This window comes from Bacilliculturomica massiliensis (assembly GCF_900605495.1).
GTDB classification, from domain to species: Bacteria; Bacillota; Clostridia; order Peptostreptococcales; family Anaerovoracaceae; genus Bacilliculturomica; species Bacilliculturomica massiliensis.
Map to the genome: position 1 here is coordinate 380,614 of NZ_LR027601.1, position 16,803 is coordinate 397,416.

The 16,803-nt window shown below is 55.4% G+C and carries 11 protein-coding genes; 9 read left to right on the forward strand and 2 right to left on the reverse strand.

Features of this window, described 5'->3' with window-relative positions; translation table 11 throughout:
* The first annotated feature begins 17 nt into the window (after positions 1-17).
* The 6 genes from E0E37_RS06710 (at position 18) to E0E37_RS06735 (ending at position 7,658) form a co-directional block, all read left to right on the forward strand.
* On the forward strand, positions 18-1,511 hold the full coding sequence (locus tag E0E37_RS06710; RefSeq protein WP_246019652.1) for a sugar ABC transporter ATP-binding protein: 1,494 nt from the start codon (positions 18-20) through the stop codon (positions 1,509-1,511).
* A gap of 6 nt (positions 1,512-1,517) precedes the next feature.
* A complete protein-coding gene (locus E0E37_RS06715; protein WP_246019653.1) occupies positions 1,518-2,519 on the forward strand; it encodes an ABC transporter permease in 1,002 nt (333 codons plus the stop codon).
* A gap of 154 nt (positions 2,520-2,673) precedes the next feature.
* Complete coding sequence (lsrF, locus tag E0E37_RS06720) at positions 2,674-3,564, forward strand: 3-hydroxy-5-phosphonooxypentane-2,4-dione thiolase (RefSeq protein ID WP_130862248.1); 891 nt, start codon at positions 2,674-2,676, stop codon at positions 3,562-3,564.
* A gap of 42 nt (positions 3,565-3,606) precedes the next feature.
* Entirely contained in the window at positions 3,607-4,395 is a 789-nt protein-coding gene (locus E0E37_RS06725) for a DeoR/GlpR family DNA-binding transcription regulator (protein WP_130862249.1), read from the forward strand.
* 268 nt (positions 4,396-4,663) lie between these two features.
* Positions 4,664-6,166 carry a xylulokinase gene (locus E0E37_RS06730; RefSeq protein ID WP_130862250.1) on the forward strand — a complete coding sequence of 501 codons (1,503 nt, stop codon included), beginning with the start codon at positions 4,664-4,666 and terminating at the stop codon, positions 6,164-6,166.
* 46 nt (positions 6,167-6,212) lie between these two features.
* The gene (locus tag E0E37_RS06735) at positions 6,213-7,658 is read left to right on the forward strand and encodes an aspartate aminotransferase family protein (protein WP_130862251.1); all 1,446 of its coding nucleotides are present in this window, start codon (positions 6,213-6,215) and stop codon (positions 7,656-7,658) included.
* A gap of 129 nt (positions 7,659-7,787) precedes the next feature.
* On the opposite strand, the gene E0E37_RS06740 is transcribed toward E0E37_RS06735, so the two are convergent.
* The gene (locus tag E0E37_RS06740) at positions 7,788-8,417 is read right to left on the reverse strand and encodes an ECF transporter S component (protein WP_130862252.1); all 630 of its coding nucleotides are present in this window, start codon (positions 8,415-8,417) and stop codon (positions 7,788-7,790) included.
* Positions 8,418-8,756: 339 nt separating this feature from the next.
* The gene (locus tag E0E37_RS06745; RefSeq protein ID WP_130862253.1) at positions 8,757-10,271 is read right to left on the reverse strand and encodes a GntR family transcriptional regulator; all 1,515 of its coding nucleotides are present in this window, start codon (positions 10,269-10,271) and stop codon (positions 8,757-8,759) included.
* Between the two features lie 293 nt (positions 10,272-10,564).
* On the opposite strand from E0E37_RS06745, the gene E0E37_RS06750 reads away from it, so the two are divergent.
* The 3 genes from E0E37_RS06750 (at position 10,565) to E0E37_RS06760 (ending at position 16,367) form a co-directional block, all read left to right on the forward strand.
* Positions 10,565-12,997 (forward strand): response regulator, encoded by a 2,433-nt coding sequence (locus tag E0E37_RS06750; RefSeq protein ID WP_130862254.1) that lies wholly within the window; start codon positions 10,565-10,567, stop codon positions 12,995-12,997.
* A 458-nt stretch (positions 12,998-13,455) separates the two neighbouring features.
* On the forward strand, positions 13,456-13,839 hold the full coding sequence (locus E0E37_RS06755) for a BlaI/MecI/CopY family transcriptional regulator (protein WP_130862255.1): 384 nt from the start codon (positions 13,456-13,458) through the stop codon (positions 13,837-13,839).
* Positions 13,833-16,367: a M56 family metallopeptidase gene (locus tag E0E37_RS06760; protein WP_130862256.1), complete on the forward strand. Its 2,535-nt coding sequence runs from the start codon at positions 13,833-13,835 to the stop codon at positions 16,365-16,367. Before E0E37_RS06755 ends, E0E37_RS06760 begins: the two co-directional genes overlap by 7 nt.
* The last annotated feature ends 436 nt before the right edge of the window (positions 16,368-16,803 follow it).

Sequence of the window (16,803 nt, forward strand, 5' to 3'; positions counted from 1 at the left end):
GAACAGGAGGTGATCCTTTGGACAGCGCGAAGATGCTGGAGATGAAGGGTATCTGCAAATACTTTTCGGGTGTAAAAGCATTGAACAATGTGGACCTGACAGTGAGGAAAGGGGAAGTTCACGCGCTGCTGGGCGAAAACGGAGCGGGAAAATCCACTCTCATCAAGATACTGTCAGGCTCTCTGGAACGGGACGCGGGAGAGATCCGGTTCGACGGAATATCCCGCGGGAAATACAGTCCTCAGGCTGCTATCGCCATGGGGATCAGCGTCATCTATCAGGAACTGAATCTGATCCCGGAGATGACCGTGGAGGAAAACCTTTCGCTGGGAAAAGAATTGAACCGCGGCGTATTTCTGGACAGAGCCGCCATGAGCCGCAGGGCGGTGGAGATCATGAAAACCTTTGAGATCGACATCGATATCGGCGCGCAGGTGGGCAGGCTCAGCGTAGCTTATCAGCAGATGGTAGAAATTTTAAAAGCCATGCTGAACAACTCCCAGCTGGTGGTGATGGATGAACCGTCGGCCACGCTGACAAACAGCGAACTGAAGGTGCTTTTCAGGATCATAGGCGAGCTGAAGCAGCAGGGGAAATCTGTGATCTACATATCTCACCGCCTGGAAGAGATCGAGGAGATCGCAGATCGGGTGACGATCCTGCGGGACGGCGAATTCGTCACCACCCGGGATATGTGCGATGTGTCCATGAAGGAACTGATCCATTTTATGGTGGGTCACGAGGTTTCGGAGGAGTATCCCGCGCCCAGGGCGGCACAGAATGAGGTGGTGCTCTCCGTCTCCCATCTGCGCAACGGGCGGGTAAGGGATGTGAACTTTGAGCTTCACCGCGGCGAGATCCTGGGCATCGCCGGTCTGGTGGGCGCGGGCCGCACAGAGATCGCACGCAGCATCTTCGGAGCCGACCGTTACGAGGGAGAGATACGGGTGCACGGCGAACCGGTGAAAATGAGAACGCCGAAAGACGGGATCCGCCGGCGCATCGCGCTGATCCCGGAAGACAGAAAAACACAGGGGGCGCTGCTTGACATGACAGTGGCGGAAAACATGACCATATCATGCCTGGACAGTCTATCCAAAGGACCGTTTATACGCAAAAAGGCAGAAAGAGAACTGGTGGATCAGAATATCGGAAAGCTGCGGATACGGGTGTCGTCTCCAAGGCAGAAGATCAAAAATCTGTCGGGCGGAAATCAGCAGAAGGTGATCGTGACCAAGTGGTTCGCCACCAACAGCGACATTATGCTGTTTGACGAGCCGACGAGAGGAATCGACGTGGGAGCGAAGCACGAGATCTACGAGATCATGAGTTCTATCGTAAAGTCGGGTAAAAGCATCGTCATGATCTCATCAGAACTGCCCGAGCTCATCGGCATGAGCGACCGGATTCTGGTCATGTACGAGGGACAGCAGATGGGCATTTTAGACGAGGCGGAGGGTGAGATCACGCAGGAACTGATCATGACACTGGCGTCCGGGAAAAAGGAGTGAGGGCCAATGAAGAACAACGTGACATCAGAACGGACGATGGAATTTATCAAACAGAATGCCATTGTGCTGGTGCTGATCCTCGAATTCATCTTTTTCACGATCAATACAGACAATTTTTTGTCTGCAAGCAATTTATTTAATGTTTTGAGACAGGTTTCCACCACGGGCATTGTCTGTGTGGGCATGACATTCGTCATGATAACGGGCGGGATCGATCTTTCCGTCGGCGCGGAGGTGGGCCTTTCCGTAGTGGTCTGCGCCAGTCTCATGGTAAATGGCTGGGGGATTCTGCCCGCCTGTATCGCGGCCATACTTGCTGCCATGCTGGTGGGATTTATCAACGGCCTGCTGGTAGCCAACGTGGGGATCCCGTCGCTGATCGCCACACTGGGCACGCAGACCGCTGTGAGGGGAGCCGTCTACATCTGGACCAACTGCCTGCCCATCTTCGGATTCCCCGAAGAGTTCCGGGTGCTGGGACAGGGCTACATACTGGGCGTTATTCCCGTTCCTGTGGTCATTATGCTCTGCGTGCTGATCCTGGCCTGGGTGTACATCAATATGACCAAATACGGCAGATATACCTACGCCATCGGCGGGAATGAGGAAGTGACGCGGCTTTCCGGCATTAAGGTCAAAGTGATGAAAAACGCAACTTATGTCATCAGTGGATTCTGTGCGGGGCTGGCCGGCGTCATCCTGTTGTCGCGCCTGTTTTCGGGGCAGCCCCGGGCAGGAATCAACTATGAAATGGACGCGATCACCGCTGTGGTGCTGGGCGGCGTGTCAGTCACCGGCGGCGCAGGCCGGCTCTCCGGCGTGATCGTGGGATTTTTGATCATCGGCCTGCTCTCCAACGGCTTCACCATGATGGGCGTCAACGAATACTGGCAGACATTCCTGAAGGGGATCATCCTGCTCACAGCCGTGGGGCTGGACGTACGGTCGGTGAGCCGCAGGAAAAAGCAGGTGGTGATCGACGCGGACTCCGGCGGCAGCGCACAGTAGGAGGGAAAAGCGCCGTACGGTCTATCCGATGTCAGCCGCAGGAGAACAGCGGCAGAGCAGCAACGGAGCAGCCGCGGCGGAACGGCGGAAGAGCAACGGCAGAGAAAATAACGGCAGAATTGCAGAACAACAGCAGAAAGGGGAAGTGATTGATATGGCAGAAGCAGATGTAAAAGTGAGAGGCGAGATCGACCCGGAGAAGGATTTTCAGCTGAGCATACCGGCGGGGAGGACTAATTTTCACGTGAAGGGCATGGACAATGCCGATTGGGGAATGAAAGACAGGCTGTCCCGCATCTTCCAGCCCAAGAGCGGCCGCACTCTGATGCTTGCCTTTGACCACGGATATATTACGGGAGCGTCTACAGGGCTGGAACGGCTGGACATTCTGATCCCGTCACTGGCAGAGGACATCGACGTGTTTATGGCCACCCGGGGAGCGCTGAGGACCTGTGTGCCGCCGATGTTCAACAAAGCCGTCGCTCTGCGATGCACAGCCGGAAGCACCGTGCTGTCGGGAGATGTGACGGATGAGACCATCGGCGTGGACATTGAGGACGCCATCCGCATGAACGCTTCATGCATGGCGGTGCAGACCTTTATGGGCACTGCCGACGAAAAAACTTCTCTTACCAATCTGGTAAGGACTGTGGATGCGGGAAACCGGTATGGGATCCCCACGCTGGGAGTAGTGGCCGTGGGGAAGCAGATGGCCCGCAGTCCGCACTTTTTCTCCCTCACTACCCGCGTCATCGCGGAGTTGGGAGCGCAGATCGTGAAGTGCTACTACTGTGAAGACTTTGAAAAGGTAGCCGCAGGCTGTCCCGTGCCTATCGTGGTGGCCGGCGGCAAGAAACTGCCGGAAGATCAGGCTTTGACAATGGCCTACCGGGCGATCAGCGAAGGAGCCTGCGGCATGGATATGGGCCGCAACATCTTTCAGGCGCCGGACCCGAAAGCCATGGCCCGGGCGGTTGCAAAGATAGTACACGAGGAGTATACTGACAAAGAAGCGTACGAGTATTATCTGGACACGAAGAAGTAAGACCGGCGGCGGGATCGGACGCGCCGGCGGGGTGAGGCAAAGATGAAACAGACGGAGGAACGCAAGCAGGCGATCCTGCGGAAGCTGCGGGAGAAAAACAGGGTATACGTGACTGATCTGAGCGAGCAATTCGGCGTATCCGAAGTGACAATAAGGAAAAACCTGGTCGATCTTGAAAAACGGGGAGAACTGAAACGGACCTACGGGGGAGCGACGCTGGCGGAAAACGCAGCGATCGAACCGGTCATGTCGGTCCTGGAGCTGACGAATATCGAAGCGAAACGCGCCATTGCGGCGCGGGCATTCGAGGTGATCGAGGAGGGCGACGCCATTGCCCTGGACGCCTCGTCCACCCTGCGGGAGCTGGCGCGGATCATCCGCAGAAATCCGCGCAGTCTCACTGTCATCACCTCGTCGATCCTGCTGGCCCACGATCTGGCAGACTGCGCCCATGTGGACCTGATCATACTGGGAGGCCACGTTCGCAGCAGCATCGGTTCCGTCATGGGCCCCATGACCATGGACATGCTGAAGGGCATTCACGTGGATAAAGCTTTTATCGGTACCAACGGCATCGATCTGAAATTTGGCTTCAGCACGCCCAATCTGTTTGAATGCGAGCTGAAACGGACGATGATCGAATGCGCCACCCAGTCTTTTGTACTGGCGGATAAAAGCAAGATCAATCGTTCCTCACTGGGGCAGATCTGTCCCATTTCCCGGGTGGACTATCTGATAACCGATGAGGGATTTCCGGAGGAAATGGTGCGGGCCATCGAGGAACTGGGACCGCAGGTACTGGTGGCTGCACCAAATGCATCCGCTGAATGAACAGCCTGAGGGAGACACGGCGGTGCAGGCGGAGGCCAGACTGCCAGCTGTCAAACCGAAACAAAAACAGAAATTATTAAAAACGCAAACGAAATCTAAACATCCTCCAACTTGCCGCATCGAAACCTGAATGCTACCATTAAATCAGGATAGGCAGACCGGTCTTCCGGAAAACCGTTGTTTTCCGAAAGACCGGTTTTTTTTAACACAGGAATATCGTCTTCATCTGAGATGTTTTTAATGAAGGAGATGGCAGGGCGGGGTGAATATGCAAAAAAATAGGGACTATTTCATCACCTACGATTTTGGCACGGGCAGCGTGAAGGCCGCGCTGATCGACGAGTCTTTCAAGCTGGAGGACGTGTGCTGCGTTCCGTATTCCATCATTTCGGAACGGCCGGGCTGGGCGGTGCAGAGGGTGGAAGACTATTGGGACGGTTTTCGGAAGGCCACGGAAACGCTGCTGTCCCGATCTGGTGTGGACAGCCGTCGGGTGAAGGGCGTCGCTATGTCGCAGACCACGGCAGATGTGATCTTTGTGGACGCCAGAGGAGAACCTCTGGACGACTGCGTGATCTGGCTGGACGGAAGGGCGGAGAAACAGGCGGCGGAGATCAACGCCAGGGCCGGACGCAGCCTTTATCAGGGAAAGAATGTGCCGCCAAAGGTGGTCTGGTATCAGCAGAATCGGCCGGAGATCTACGGAAAAGCGAGATATCTTCTGGACGTATCGGCCTATCTTTATCGAAAGCTGACCGGCGAGTATGCCTACGATCTGTCGGGGGCCTTTGGCAGTCAGCTGCTGGACGAGGATACGCTGGAGTGGAGCGGAGAAAAGCTCCGTTTGTCGGGCATTCCGCCGTCCCTTCTGCCGGAGAGACTGGTGGGCTCCACAGAGATAGTAGGGCAGATCACGGCAGAGGCGGCTGCGGAGACCGGGCTGTTCGAGGGCACGCCTGTATTCGGAGGCTGTTCGGACAACGCCAACGGGCAGGTGGGGAGCGGCTGCATCCGTTCGGGGGACGTTCATCTTTATCTGGGCTCGTCGGCCTGGTTCGAGGTGACGACCACGGACACTGAGCCGGAGAGGGGGAATTACCCCTCGGCAGTTCCGGGCATGCGTTATCATTTTCGCTGCACGGACACAGCGGGAAGCGGCGTGGACGCCCTGCTGCGGATGCTGTATCCGCAGGAGTCGGCGAGAATGGGAGACCGCATTTACGAGCTTTTGGATGAGGAGCTGAAACGGGCCGGTGAGAAGACCTCGGACGTCTTGTTCCTGCCGTATCTGTTCGGGGAACAGGACCCGGTCGCGGACACGGAAGTTCGGGGAACGATCCTCAATGTGACTGACAGTACGAAACGCTGTCACGTGCTGCGGGCTTTTGTGGAGGGGATCGCCTTTAACCTCCTGTGGATGAAGGAACAGCAGATCCGGAGGACGGGCAGATGGACGGAGAAAAGTATTCGGGCTTTTGGCGGCGGTTCCCAGAGCCGTGGGATCATGCAGATCGCGGCGGATGTGATGGGAGACACTCTCGTCAGGCTGGAAAATCCCAGGACGGCGGGAAATATCGGGCTGGCAGTGTGCGCAGCCGTGGGGCTGGGCATGGCCAGAGACTTTTCTGTACTGGACGGGATCGTAAAGGAGGAGCGGAGCTTTGTGCCGGACGCGTCTGCACGGGAGGCGTATGACCGGAAGTATCAGATCTTTAAAACCGCTTACGGCGCCTTGAGGGAAACTTACGAAAGGCTGAACGGCGGGGGATAAACGAGTCGTCATCAATTATTTTCTGACTTAGTGTGAAGAGAGGAGTATGGCTATGAATCAATATCTGGACGGGTTCGATTACGCGGCGATCCATGCAAAGGCGAAAGAGGTGATCGATCACCCCAAAAGATTGAAGAAAAGCGCGGTGGATCAGTATTTGAATCATTTTGAGACAAAATGTGCCACATCGAAGGCGCGTCTGGCGGAGGCGAAAAAGGTGCTGCCCGGAGGGATCCAGCACAATCTGGCGAACAACTACCCTTTCGCCCTTGATGTGGCGAAGGCGGAAGGTCCCTATTTGTACGATGTGGACGGAAACCGCTATATCGATTTTCTCAACGCGGCGGGTGTCACGATCCTGGGAAATAATTATCCGCCTATCCGCAGCGCCGTCATGGAAACGCTGAACGAGACCGGATATTTGACCGGTCTGCTCCACGACAACGAGTGGAAGCTGGCGCAGCTGATCATGAAGTATTTTCCGTCTGTAGAGCGGTTTCGGATGATGGGAAGCGGGACAGAGGCCTGCATTGTGGCGATCCGGCTGGCCAGGGCTTACACGGGGAAGAAATACATTGTCAAGCTGAAGGGGTGCTATCACGGCTGGAGCGATCAGTTTGTATATGAGATCAACGCGGTAGGCACAAAGAACGCGCAGGCGGTGGGAATACCGGCTGGATGCCTGGAATACACCCAGGCGGTGATGGTGAATGAGATCGAGGAGCTGGAAAGACAGTTTATTGAGAATGAGAAAAATGGCGGGACGGCGGCGTTTATAATGGAAGCCTGCGGTCAGGACAGCGGCGCGCTGCCCACCACCAGGGAGTACCACCGGCAGGTGCGGCAGCTCTGCGACAAGTACGGCGTGCTTCTGATCTACGACGAAGTCGTGACGGCCTTTCGAATCGGCATGACCGGGGCGCAGGGATATTTCGGCACCCGGCCTGACCTGACCTGCTTTGGAAAGATCATCGCAGGCGGATTTCCCAGCGCCGGCGGCGTGGGAGGCAGAGCGGAGATCATGGATCTGCTGACAGCCGGTTTTTCTTACAAAAAGAACGTGAAGGTCCTGGTGGGGGGAACGCTGACGGCCAATCCGGTGAGCTGCATCGCCGGGATCACGGCAATTCAGGAACTGGAACGCACGGGCGCCCACGCAAAGCTGGATCGGGCGGCCACTGAATTTACCCACGCCCTTGTGGATCTTTCCAACAAGTACGATATTCCGGCCATTATTTACAATCAGCAGTCGATCCTGCATATCGACCTCTGCGGTCTGCAGCACATTACCACCTTCAGCGAGTATGATCCGGCGGTCACCACGGACATGCGGGCGGCGGCCAACGATCTGCTGCACGAATATGCCATGGCGCTGGCGGCGGAGGGTCTCATGGTAGCCGGGGCCTGCAAGACGTATATCAATCTGCAGACCGTGGACGTGTTGGACGACGCGCTGAAAATATATGAGAAGGTGTTCAGCCAGTATGAGTAAACGGTGATCCGGGGTCTGTCGGGCAGCATCGAAAAAAAGCATCTCAGAGAGCCGCTTGGCGTCGTCTGAGATGCTTTTTAAGTTTAGGATCTTCAGCGCAATGTCGGGTTTACGCAGCCGGTTTTCGTCCTACCGGCGTTTAAAGCCGATCAGCGCTTTGGAGACGGCGCTGCCGGCAAGAAAACATGCGGCGGCTTCCACCAGTCCGTTGATGCCCACGAAGAGGAGCACGAAGGTGAAGGGGTTGGCCGCGCCGAGAGTGTGCACAAATTCCTGAATATAATCCGTGTGGTAGAAGAAGATCACCAGGCTGCTCATGAAGAGCGCCGTATTTAGAAGCGGGCAGCACAGGTTCGCCGCCAGAATCGAGATATTCTTCAGACCGGGCCTGCCGGTTTTCTGCAGTCCGTCAAAGAGAAGCCCGGAAAGCCAGCCGGTCAAAAATCTGGGGACCACGCAGGTGATGAAGGCGCCCAGTGGATTGATGCCCAGAAGCACGGCGCCAAAAGGACTCAGGCCGAAGCACTGGATAAAGCTGGTGAGTCCGAAGGCTGTGCCCAGCACAGCGCCTCCCTTCGAACCGAGAATGACGGAACCCACCGCCACCGGGACAACGATCAGCGTGATCTCCAGGCCAAATGTCTTGATGTAACCGATCGGGGTAAAAGCCATAATCAGAATGATCGCGACTAAAAGCGTCAGCTGAACGAGGTATGTCGTGTTGGAACGACTGCTTACATACATGCTCTTTTCGTTCATAATGGTCTCTTCCTTTCTCATATTATGTAGTTGTTTTGAACGCCGCGGGTCAGGACGGGCCGCTGCTGCAATTGACTTAACCGGTCTTGGCGAAAGAAGTTCGTCCAAGCCGCCCGACATGCAGTCCCCGTGCTCCCCGTGGAGAAGCGGTTAATCCGCGCATGCGTCCGCTGCGCACAGAATCCGTATAATATCCGCTCTGCGGATATTATCCCTTGACTGGCCGCAGGCCATCATGGGATAATCCGCGCATGCGTCCGCTGCGCACAGAATCCATATAATATCCGCTCTGCGGATATTATACCAGCTACTCTCACCAATGCAAGATGCAAAAGGAAATTAAGAAAAACTTTCCCCTGTCCCGGACCCGTCAGGCGGCGGCCCCTCTTGCCCTGTTGTGAGCAGAAGACGGATGGAGGGATGTGTCCGCAGCTTCTCCGGCCGGATGCCGTGGCCTGCCAGAAATCGCTCCGCGGCGGGCAACAGTTTGGCGATCAGTTCTCTGACAGCTCCGGCGCACCCATGGGCGTCGTCGGCCTTCAGATACAGGATCATGTCCTGCGTAAACTGAAGAGTGATCATGTCAAGCTGGGGAGAACCCCCGGAGAATGCTTTTAAAGGGTAACCCCACAGGAAAAGGGCGTATATCTTCTTGTAGATCTCCCGAATAGCGGCCAATTTACTGTATTCGATAACGCTGTTCAGATAGTACCAGAAAGCCAGCTCGCTGCGGCCGGTGTTCAGGCAGGTTTCGTACTGAGAGATCAGATTGCCCCTGGCCTCCGCCGTCAGGCCGTCCATCAGAGAGAGGGTGACGCCCTGACAGGAATACAGCAGCAGCTCATAGGACTGCACAAAAAAGGACAGGTTCCGGCGGATCGCCGGGTTTTCAAAGTCGGGCCTGTCGCAAGGGACCCCGATCCCGAAGATCCGGGTGCCTTTCCCTTTTATGGACCGGGCGGCGCCGATCTGGCAGAGCATGTCGACGGTGCGGCGTATGGTGCTGAAGGACACGCCGTACTTCTCGGCCATTTTAGCGTATGACGGAAGATATGACGCGTCCCGGTATTCCCCCAGATAGATCTCATGGAGGATATGGGAAGCCAGGTTATAGCAGAGCTGCGGGCGCTCCCGGTAGATCCTCCACGTAAACGGGATCTGATCCTGCATGACCGATCGCTTGAAATGCGGCGCCAGGAATGCCGTGGCCGTTTTGATATCGCTTCGCTGGTATTCGATAAACGCAGCATGGGCTGAATCCCAGTCCTGAGCCTTTATATAAGAAACGAGAGTTTTCAGGCGCTTTCGGATCACATTTGCCGTAAACTGTCTGGAGCCTGGGCCATTTTTGGCGAAGGGAAATCCCTGAAAGATACAGACTTCCCAGAAGAGATTCAGCGCCAGGGGATTTTCCACTTTCTGCAGTGTAAAGCAGTAAAAATGGAAGAGGTCGTCGGCGCCGGCCCGTTCCGCCAGAGCGGAAATGGAGGCGATGTCATCCTCGTCCATGCGGCGCAGGCCCTCCACCAGCATCGGGACGAACATGATCTCTCCCGAGACGTAGAGATCTGAAAACGCATCCCGGCGTCGGGAGTAAAAACGGCAGATATGATCGGACAGTTCCTGTTTGGTCTGCTGGAAAAGGACTTTGGTGCACTGGCCGTTGCCCATGGAAAGATATCCTTCCGCCCGAAGACGCTGCAGGGCGGCGCGCACAGTCTGGGGAGAGACATTGAACTCTTTATACAGAATATCGATGGGGGGCAGCGTATCTCCGGATCTGTAGTACTGAAACTGAAATCGCAGGAGAAAGTATTCATAGATCAAATTGGAATACAGTGATTCATTCTGCACCGGCTCACCTCCCTAGTGACGATAAGTAAATTTGCATATTCATTTTAACATTTCAGGTACCAAAATTCCAGAAGCGCGTTGAGTTTTGCATTCATTTGCATTATAATCAAACATACAGATATGAACAATGTTGCGGGGCGCCGGGAAAGCGCCGTGATCCCTATCTGAAAATCCGGCCCCGGCCGATGCTTTCTCCGTGGAGCAGAACAGGCGGAGAGCCTGTCCCGCAGGTGCAGGGACAAACCGAATACGGACGCAGAGACGTATCGCTTCGAAATGATCAGGAGGAAAGAATGAACGAACTGGAAAAAGACACGGCGTCAGGTGAGTACCCGCAGTTTTCGCCGGCTGAATACGAGTATGTCACATTGATGCGGCTGCTGGGCGTGAGCGTGAGTAAGCACCTGCTGGATGAGCATTTTACGCTGATCTGGGCAAATGAGTTTTACTATGAGTTCACCGGTTGGAGCAAGGAAGAATACGAGGCCAACTTCCACAACCGTCCTGATCTGTATTACAAGAATGATCAGAAGGAATGGAAAGAACTGGCGGATACTGTGACGGAAGCTCTCGCCGGGGGGCGGAACGGGTATAAGCTGCTCTCCCGCTTCCGGAGAAAGGGAGGAGATTATGTCTGGGTGCAGATCTCCACGCAGTTCTCCGACGAGTACATCGGCGGCTGTCAGGTGGCCTACACGGTGATGACCAATGTGGACAGCGTTGTGCGGATGCAGAAGGAACAGTCTGTTACCTATGAGAGCTTGCCGGGTTTTGTGGCGAAATACCGGGTCGGCCAGGATCTTTCGCTGGATCTGCTGGAAGGCAACAGCCGTTTTATGCATTATTTTGGAGATGAAAGCGGCCGCGAAAGCCTCCTGCATCGAAAGAATATCGAAGACAATATGGCTTCGATATTGGAGAACCGCGATAAGTTGTTGGCAGGCGAACCTGTTCAATTTGTCATGAATGTAAAGAATCGGTACGGCAGCGCGCTGTGGCTGCAGGTCAACGCGACCTGTGTGGAATGGCAGTGCGGCTGCCCGGTCTATCTGGCTATCCTGATCGACATAACCGACGTGACTGAACTGAGAGAGATACAGAGGAGACTGACGGAGCAGGCCGGCGCGCTGAAAGATGCTCTGGCTGTGGCAGAGCAGGCCAACCGGGCCAAAACCGACTTCCTTTCCCGAATGTCCCACGAGATCCGCACGCCGATGAACGCCATCGTGGGCATGACGGCCATCGCCGCCGCGCACATTGAGGAACGGGACCGGGTGGCGGATTGTCTGGAAAAGATCGGCTACTCATCGAAGCATCTCATGACGCTGATCAACGATATTTTAGATATGTCCAAAATTGAAGAGGGAAAAATGAGTATCGCCCATGAGACGTTCAATCTGGAGACCGTGGCCGAATCCATCACGTCCATCATCTATCCCCAGGCTGCGGCCAAGGGCCTGACCTTCACGGTACCGCTGGTGGATCTCAGGGACACCGTGCTGATAGGGGACGAACTGCGGCTGAATCAGGTGCTGATCAACCTGCTGTCCAACGCTCTGAAATTTACACCGGAGGGAGGCGCCGTTCGCCTGGAGATCCGGCAGCTGCAGAGGAAAAAGGAACGGGCGCGGCTGCGTTTTACAGTCAGCGACACCGGGATCGGCATGAGCGAGGAATTTTTGAAACGGATTTTCGTGCCGTTTGAGCAGGAGAGCGTGGTGACTGGAAAAAAATTCGGCGGCACTGGTCTGGGGATGCCCATTACCAGAAACCTTGTCACACTCATGGGAGGAACGATCACTGTGAAGAGCGCGCCGGAACAGGGTTCTGAGTTTATGGTAGAGCTGGACTTTGATATACCGGAGGAGGAGGGAGAACTGCGGCCCCAGAGCCTGCCTGCGCTGGAGTCGCTGAAGGTGTTGGTCTCCGACGATGACAGGGACAGCTGCATCCACGCCTCTCTCCTGCTGAAGAATCTGGGGATACGGTCCGACTGGGTACTGACCGGAGCGGAGTGTCTGGAAAAGGTGAAGAGCGCCCACCGCATCGGGGAAGATTACGACGTCTGCTTCGTCGACTGGAAGATGCCTGATCTGGACGGCGTCCAGGTGACCCGGCAGATCCGGGAGGTAACGGGGCCGGGTACGACCATTATTATCATTACGGCCTATGACTGGACGCAGATCGAAAAAAGTGCCCGGGAGGCTGGCGCCGACGCCTTTCTGGCCAAGCCGATCTTCGCCTCGACGCTCTATAACACGCTGCTCTCCATGACCGGTATCGACAGAGCGAGTTTTTCCCCATGGCAGAACGCTTCGCTGGGACGGGGAGCTCTGGCAGGGCGCCGCGTCCTTCTGGCGGAAGACAATGAGCTTAATCGGGAGATCAGCGTGGAACTGCTGAAAATGACTGATATCGAAGTGGACTGCGCGGAGAACGGCCAGGAGGCTGTCGCCAAGTTCCTGGCAGATGGGGACGGATACGACCTGATCCTGATGGATGTTCAGATGCCGGTACTGGATGGCTATGGGGCGACGGAACAGATCCGGAAGTCCGGGCATCCGCGGGCGCAGTCCATCCCTATCATCGCCATGACTGCCGACGCATTTCACGAGGATGTGGTGCGGGCCGCCGAGGCAGGCATGAACGGACATATCGCAAAACCCATTGAGCCCGACCTGCTCTATCAGACGATCACGGACGCCATATCGGCTAACAGCAGGTAAATGCGGAGCTGACAGCGGTCCCGGGCAGTTTGCCCCCTTTTTATATGGCAGTTACAACAGGCGCGCCTTCTTATCCGGACAAGAGGGCGTCCTTATTTTTTTGGAACTAGGGGGTCCGATCAGGCGGACCGGAGCGTTTGCGGGATAGAAAATATTTTCCACTTGCATAGATGAAGAATTCCAGGAGTTCGTACAGACGATTGGAAACAGGCGTACGGATCTGTCTGCGGCGGTGGTTTTACATTCATTTATCCTGATCTGGAAAAAGAATTTTTAAAAAGGTTGACAAACGTCTACCTTTTTCGTAGAATAAGGTAGACAGAAGCCTACCTGGCAGGGGACCCGGTGAAGAGATTGCCGGAGAGTTTGGATCGCCGGAGGGGCCGAAGGAAGGAACTGGAGATGAGCTCCGCTGCGGCACAGGAGTTCAGATCACTGAATCAAAAGGGGGATATAATATGGAAAAGCTGCATTTATCAGATGGAGAATGGACGCTGATGGAGGTGCTCTGGAATGAAGCGCCGAAAACGATCACGCAGATGACGGCGGAATTGGCGGAGTCTACAGGCTGGTCGAAACATACGATCATCAGCATGCTGGGCCGTATGGAAAAGAAAGGGGCGGTCCGATACGCGGCCGGAGAACGGGCGAAATTGTACTATCCCGCAGTAGAGAGAGGACAGATCGCGGCGGAGAAGACAGAAAGCTTTCTGGATAAGATCTACTCGGGAAGTCTGGGGCTGCTGGTCAATACAATGGTACAGGAGAAGGCGCTTTCAAAAGAAGATATTGACGAGCTGTACGGGATCCTGAAAAAGGCGGAGGAGGAGATCAAATGCTGAACATGACGGTCACCACATCGGTTCTGATCCTGGCCGTGCTGTTCATGCGGAGACTGCTTGGCCGGCGGATCAGTCCGGAACTTCAATATGCGCTTTGGGGGATCCTGCCGCTTCGCATGGCGGTTTATCTTCTGGAAGCTCTGTTTTTCACACTGCCCCAAAGTCAGTTCAGCGCTGTTTATATGGCAGAGGGGATCGCGGAACGGACCGGAGTCATTCTGGGGACAGGAAGGGCTGCAGGACAGATGATGGGGGGCGGGCAGATCCCGGGCCCAGGAGCAGGTCCGGCAGCAGGTACCGCGTCCGGCGGTACGTGGGGAGCGTTGGTCTCTCTGGTCAGATCGCCGGACTGGCATATGATCCTGACGGTCTGCTGGATCGCCGGCGCCGCCGCTGTGCTTTTGTGGTTTGCGGCGGTGAATTATCGCTTTTATCGCAGGCTGCGGACAGGTCGCCGGGAGTTTTCGGAGTTTTCGGGGATCCCGGTCTATCAGTGTCAGGGACTGTCGTCGCCCTGTCTGACCGGACTGGTCAAACGTGCGATATACATACCTGCGGAAGTGGCGGAGGACGAGGATGTGCTTCGCTACGCGCTGATACATGAGGCCTGCCACGACCGGCACGGAGATCTGATATGGATGGCAGTGAGGATTTTAATGTTGACGGTCTTCTGGTTTAACCCGCTTATGTGGGCGGCGGCGGTGCTGTCGAAAAGGGACTGTGAACTGGCCTGCGATGCGGCGGTGATCCGACAGATCGGAAGCGGCGAGCGTCTTGCTTATGGAAAAGCTCTGGTGGACATGGTATGCAGTCGGGAGAAAAAACAGACAGGGACGGGGAGCGGCGGGAGCAGTCACATCATGTGCGCCGCCACTTCCATGTGGGACAGCGCAAAGAGCATCAGGGAAAGGGTGGCAGGGATCGTTTCAGTGAGAAGGACAGCGGCGCTTGGGGTGGCGGCGGTGGTACTTATCACTGCAGCGGCCGGAGCGTGTACATTCACCGACGCTGCTTCGCCGCTGCCCGGGGAAGCCCGGCAGAAGGAGCTTTTGGAGCTGGGGCGAAGCTGGGCGGAAGCCTACTGCGGAAGAGACGGCGAAGCGCTGTCGGCCCTCTGCGTGGATGAAAAAACATTTCACATGATAAGCGGCGTCAGCGGGGAAGAACCGGCGGCCGGAAACAGCGGTATGGATCCCGGAGAGGGAGACAGTCTGTTCGGCTTTTCCAGCCCCTGGCCCTGGTTCAGCGAGGACTGCAGCGTAGAGGTGATCGGACCGAAAGAGGTCAATGTTTATTTTGTGGTCAGAACGTCGGATCCCGCAGCCTGGATCGAGGTGATGACGCTTGAAGTACAACGCCGAAACGACGGCTGGAAAGTGGCCGGAGTAAAGGACAACGACTCCAGGGTGGATTCAAAAGCAGACTTTGATTTCGTATATAGACATGGATATGCCTGGCTGGAGGACGACGATTTTACAGAGGCGCTGCAGTACCAGGCGGATGTCGGCCAGAAAGCGGGAACGGACAGAAGCGAGCTGCTGGATCCGATAAAGGCCGTGCCGGCTGCGCTGAATCTGGTAAACGTTTCCGCGAAGCTTCACGAGGGAAGCAGCGTTCAGAGCGGTCAGGCGTATGTCGATCTTACCTGGGATGACGGTACTGCCACAGTGAGGGCTGTCCAGCCCCGGACATTGGGAGCGAAAGGAATCTGGATCCCGGTCTCTGAGACGTTTGTCGGCGCGGCGGAGAGGGAAGAGATCCTGAACTTCGGGAAAGAATGGGCCGGGGCTTTCTGCAGCAGGAACGGGCAGAAGCTCCTGGCGCTGTGCAAGGATGAGCAGGTTTACCGCAGTGCGGGCGGATATTTTCTGAACGATCCGGAGCCATTCAACGAAGGAGAGACGGGAAGCAAGATCACAGCAGCGAAGGGAGAGAGCGGTCCGGCGGAAGATGATCTGGGCGCTCCCGTGATCGGCATGTCCAGCCCCTGGCCCTGGTATGATCAGGAGTGCAGCTATGTTATCTCGAATGGAGAATTGTGGATCTATATGTGGTGGCACGCAGGGGAGGACGCGCAGGTAGGTATCCAGAAAATCCGCTTTGAAAAGACAGAGACAGGAACGTACCTGACTACGGCCTGTCACAGCCGATTCTTTGACGAGATCACATCAAAAGAGATATTCGATCAGGCATTTCGCTTTGGATACGATCTGTTTTCGGAATCAGAATATAGTGAGACATACCAATGGCTGGTGGATCAATACAGTGGGAACGACAACGGTACTGCCGGCGGCGGAGAGGGAGCGGAGTCGTATAAAGCCCGATATTGCGATCCCTTTGCGGCGGCCTGTACTATACTGCATATAGGAAAGGACACTGAGCATACCTTGAAGCCGGAGACAGGAGAGCTGTCAGGCGCGGCGGAGCTGACTCTGATCTGGAAGGACGGCAGCGTGACGATAAAGATGATACAGCCCGGCGTACAGGGAAAGGACGGGGTGTGGATCCCAGTTATGGAAGGAATATAGGTCATGGGCAAAAGCGTTGCTGCCGGGGCGTGTCTCCGTAGGGAATGACCGGCGGCGAATGCCGCTGAGAAAAAGGAAAAAATCTTAGAATAAAGTTTCAAAAACCCGTTGACATATGAATTTGAATTTGCTATTCTAATATAGCTGTCGCCGACAGGGGGCAGCGAGGTGTAAGCGGGGTTGAGCTGAAGAAAACTTTGAAAAAAGTTAAAAATCAGCTTGACAAAAGAAAATCCCGGTTATATAATAAAAAAGCTCTGTAAAACGGAGCGGCGAGCTTGAAGGGTTAAAAATCAGACAAGCAAGCACATGAACCTTGATAACTCCATAGTGTAGAAATTGAGTCAAAGAGAACATTAAGTTGTTCTCAACTGGAGAACCGGCTTCGGCCGGCAGACTTCAGGAAAGATTCAAGTACAAACAATCAACACCATGA

Excerpts from the sequence above, each read along its gene's own strand:
- E0E37_RS06715 (WP_246019653.1), top strand. The coding sequence starts at position 1,518 with ATGAAGAACAACGTGACATCAGAACGGACGATGGAATTTATCAAACAG.
- lsrF (WP_130862248.1), top strand. The coding sequence starts at position 2,674 with ATGGCAGAAGCAGATGTAAAAGTGAGAGGCGAGATCGACCCGGAGAAG.
- E0E37_RS06725 (WP_130862249.1), top strand. The coding sequence starts at position 3,607 with ATGAAACAGACGGAGGAACGCAAGCAGGCGATCCTGCGGAAGCTGCGG.
- E0E37_RS06730 (WP_130862250.1), top strand. The coding sequence starts at position 4,664 with ATGCAAAAAAATAGGGACTATTTCATCACCTACGATTTTGGCACGGGC.
- E0E37_RS06735 (WP_130862251.1), top strand. The coding sequence starts at position 6,213 with ATGGCTATGAATCAATATCTGGACGGGTTCGATTACGCGGCGATCCAT.
- E0E37_RS06740 (WP_130862252.1), bottom strand. The coding sequence starts at position 8,417 with ATGAACGAAAAGAGCATGTATGTAAGCAGTCGTTCCAACACGACATAC.
- E0E37_RS06750 (WP_130862254.1), top strand. The coding sequence starts at position 10,565 with ATGAACGAACTGGAAAAAGACACGGCGTCAGGTGAGTACCCGCAGTTT.
- E0E37_RS06755 (WP_130862255.1), top strand. The coding sequence starts at position 13,456 with ATGGAAAAGCTGCATTTATCAGATGGAGAATGGACGCTGATGGAGGTG.
- E0E37_RS06760 (WP_130862256.1), top strand. The coding sequence starts at position 13,833 with ATGCTGAACATGACGGTCACCACATCGGTTCTGATCCTGGCCGTGCTG.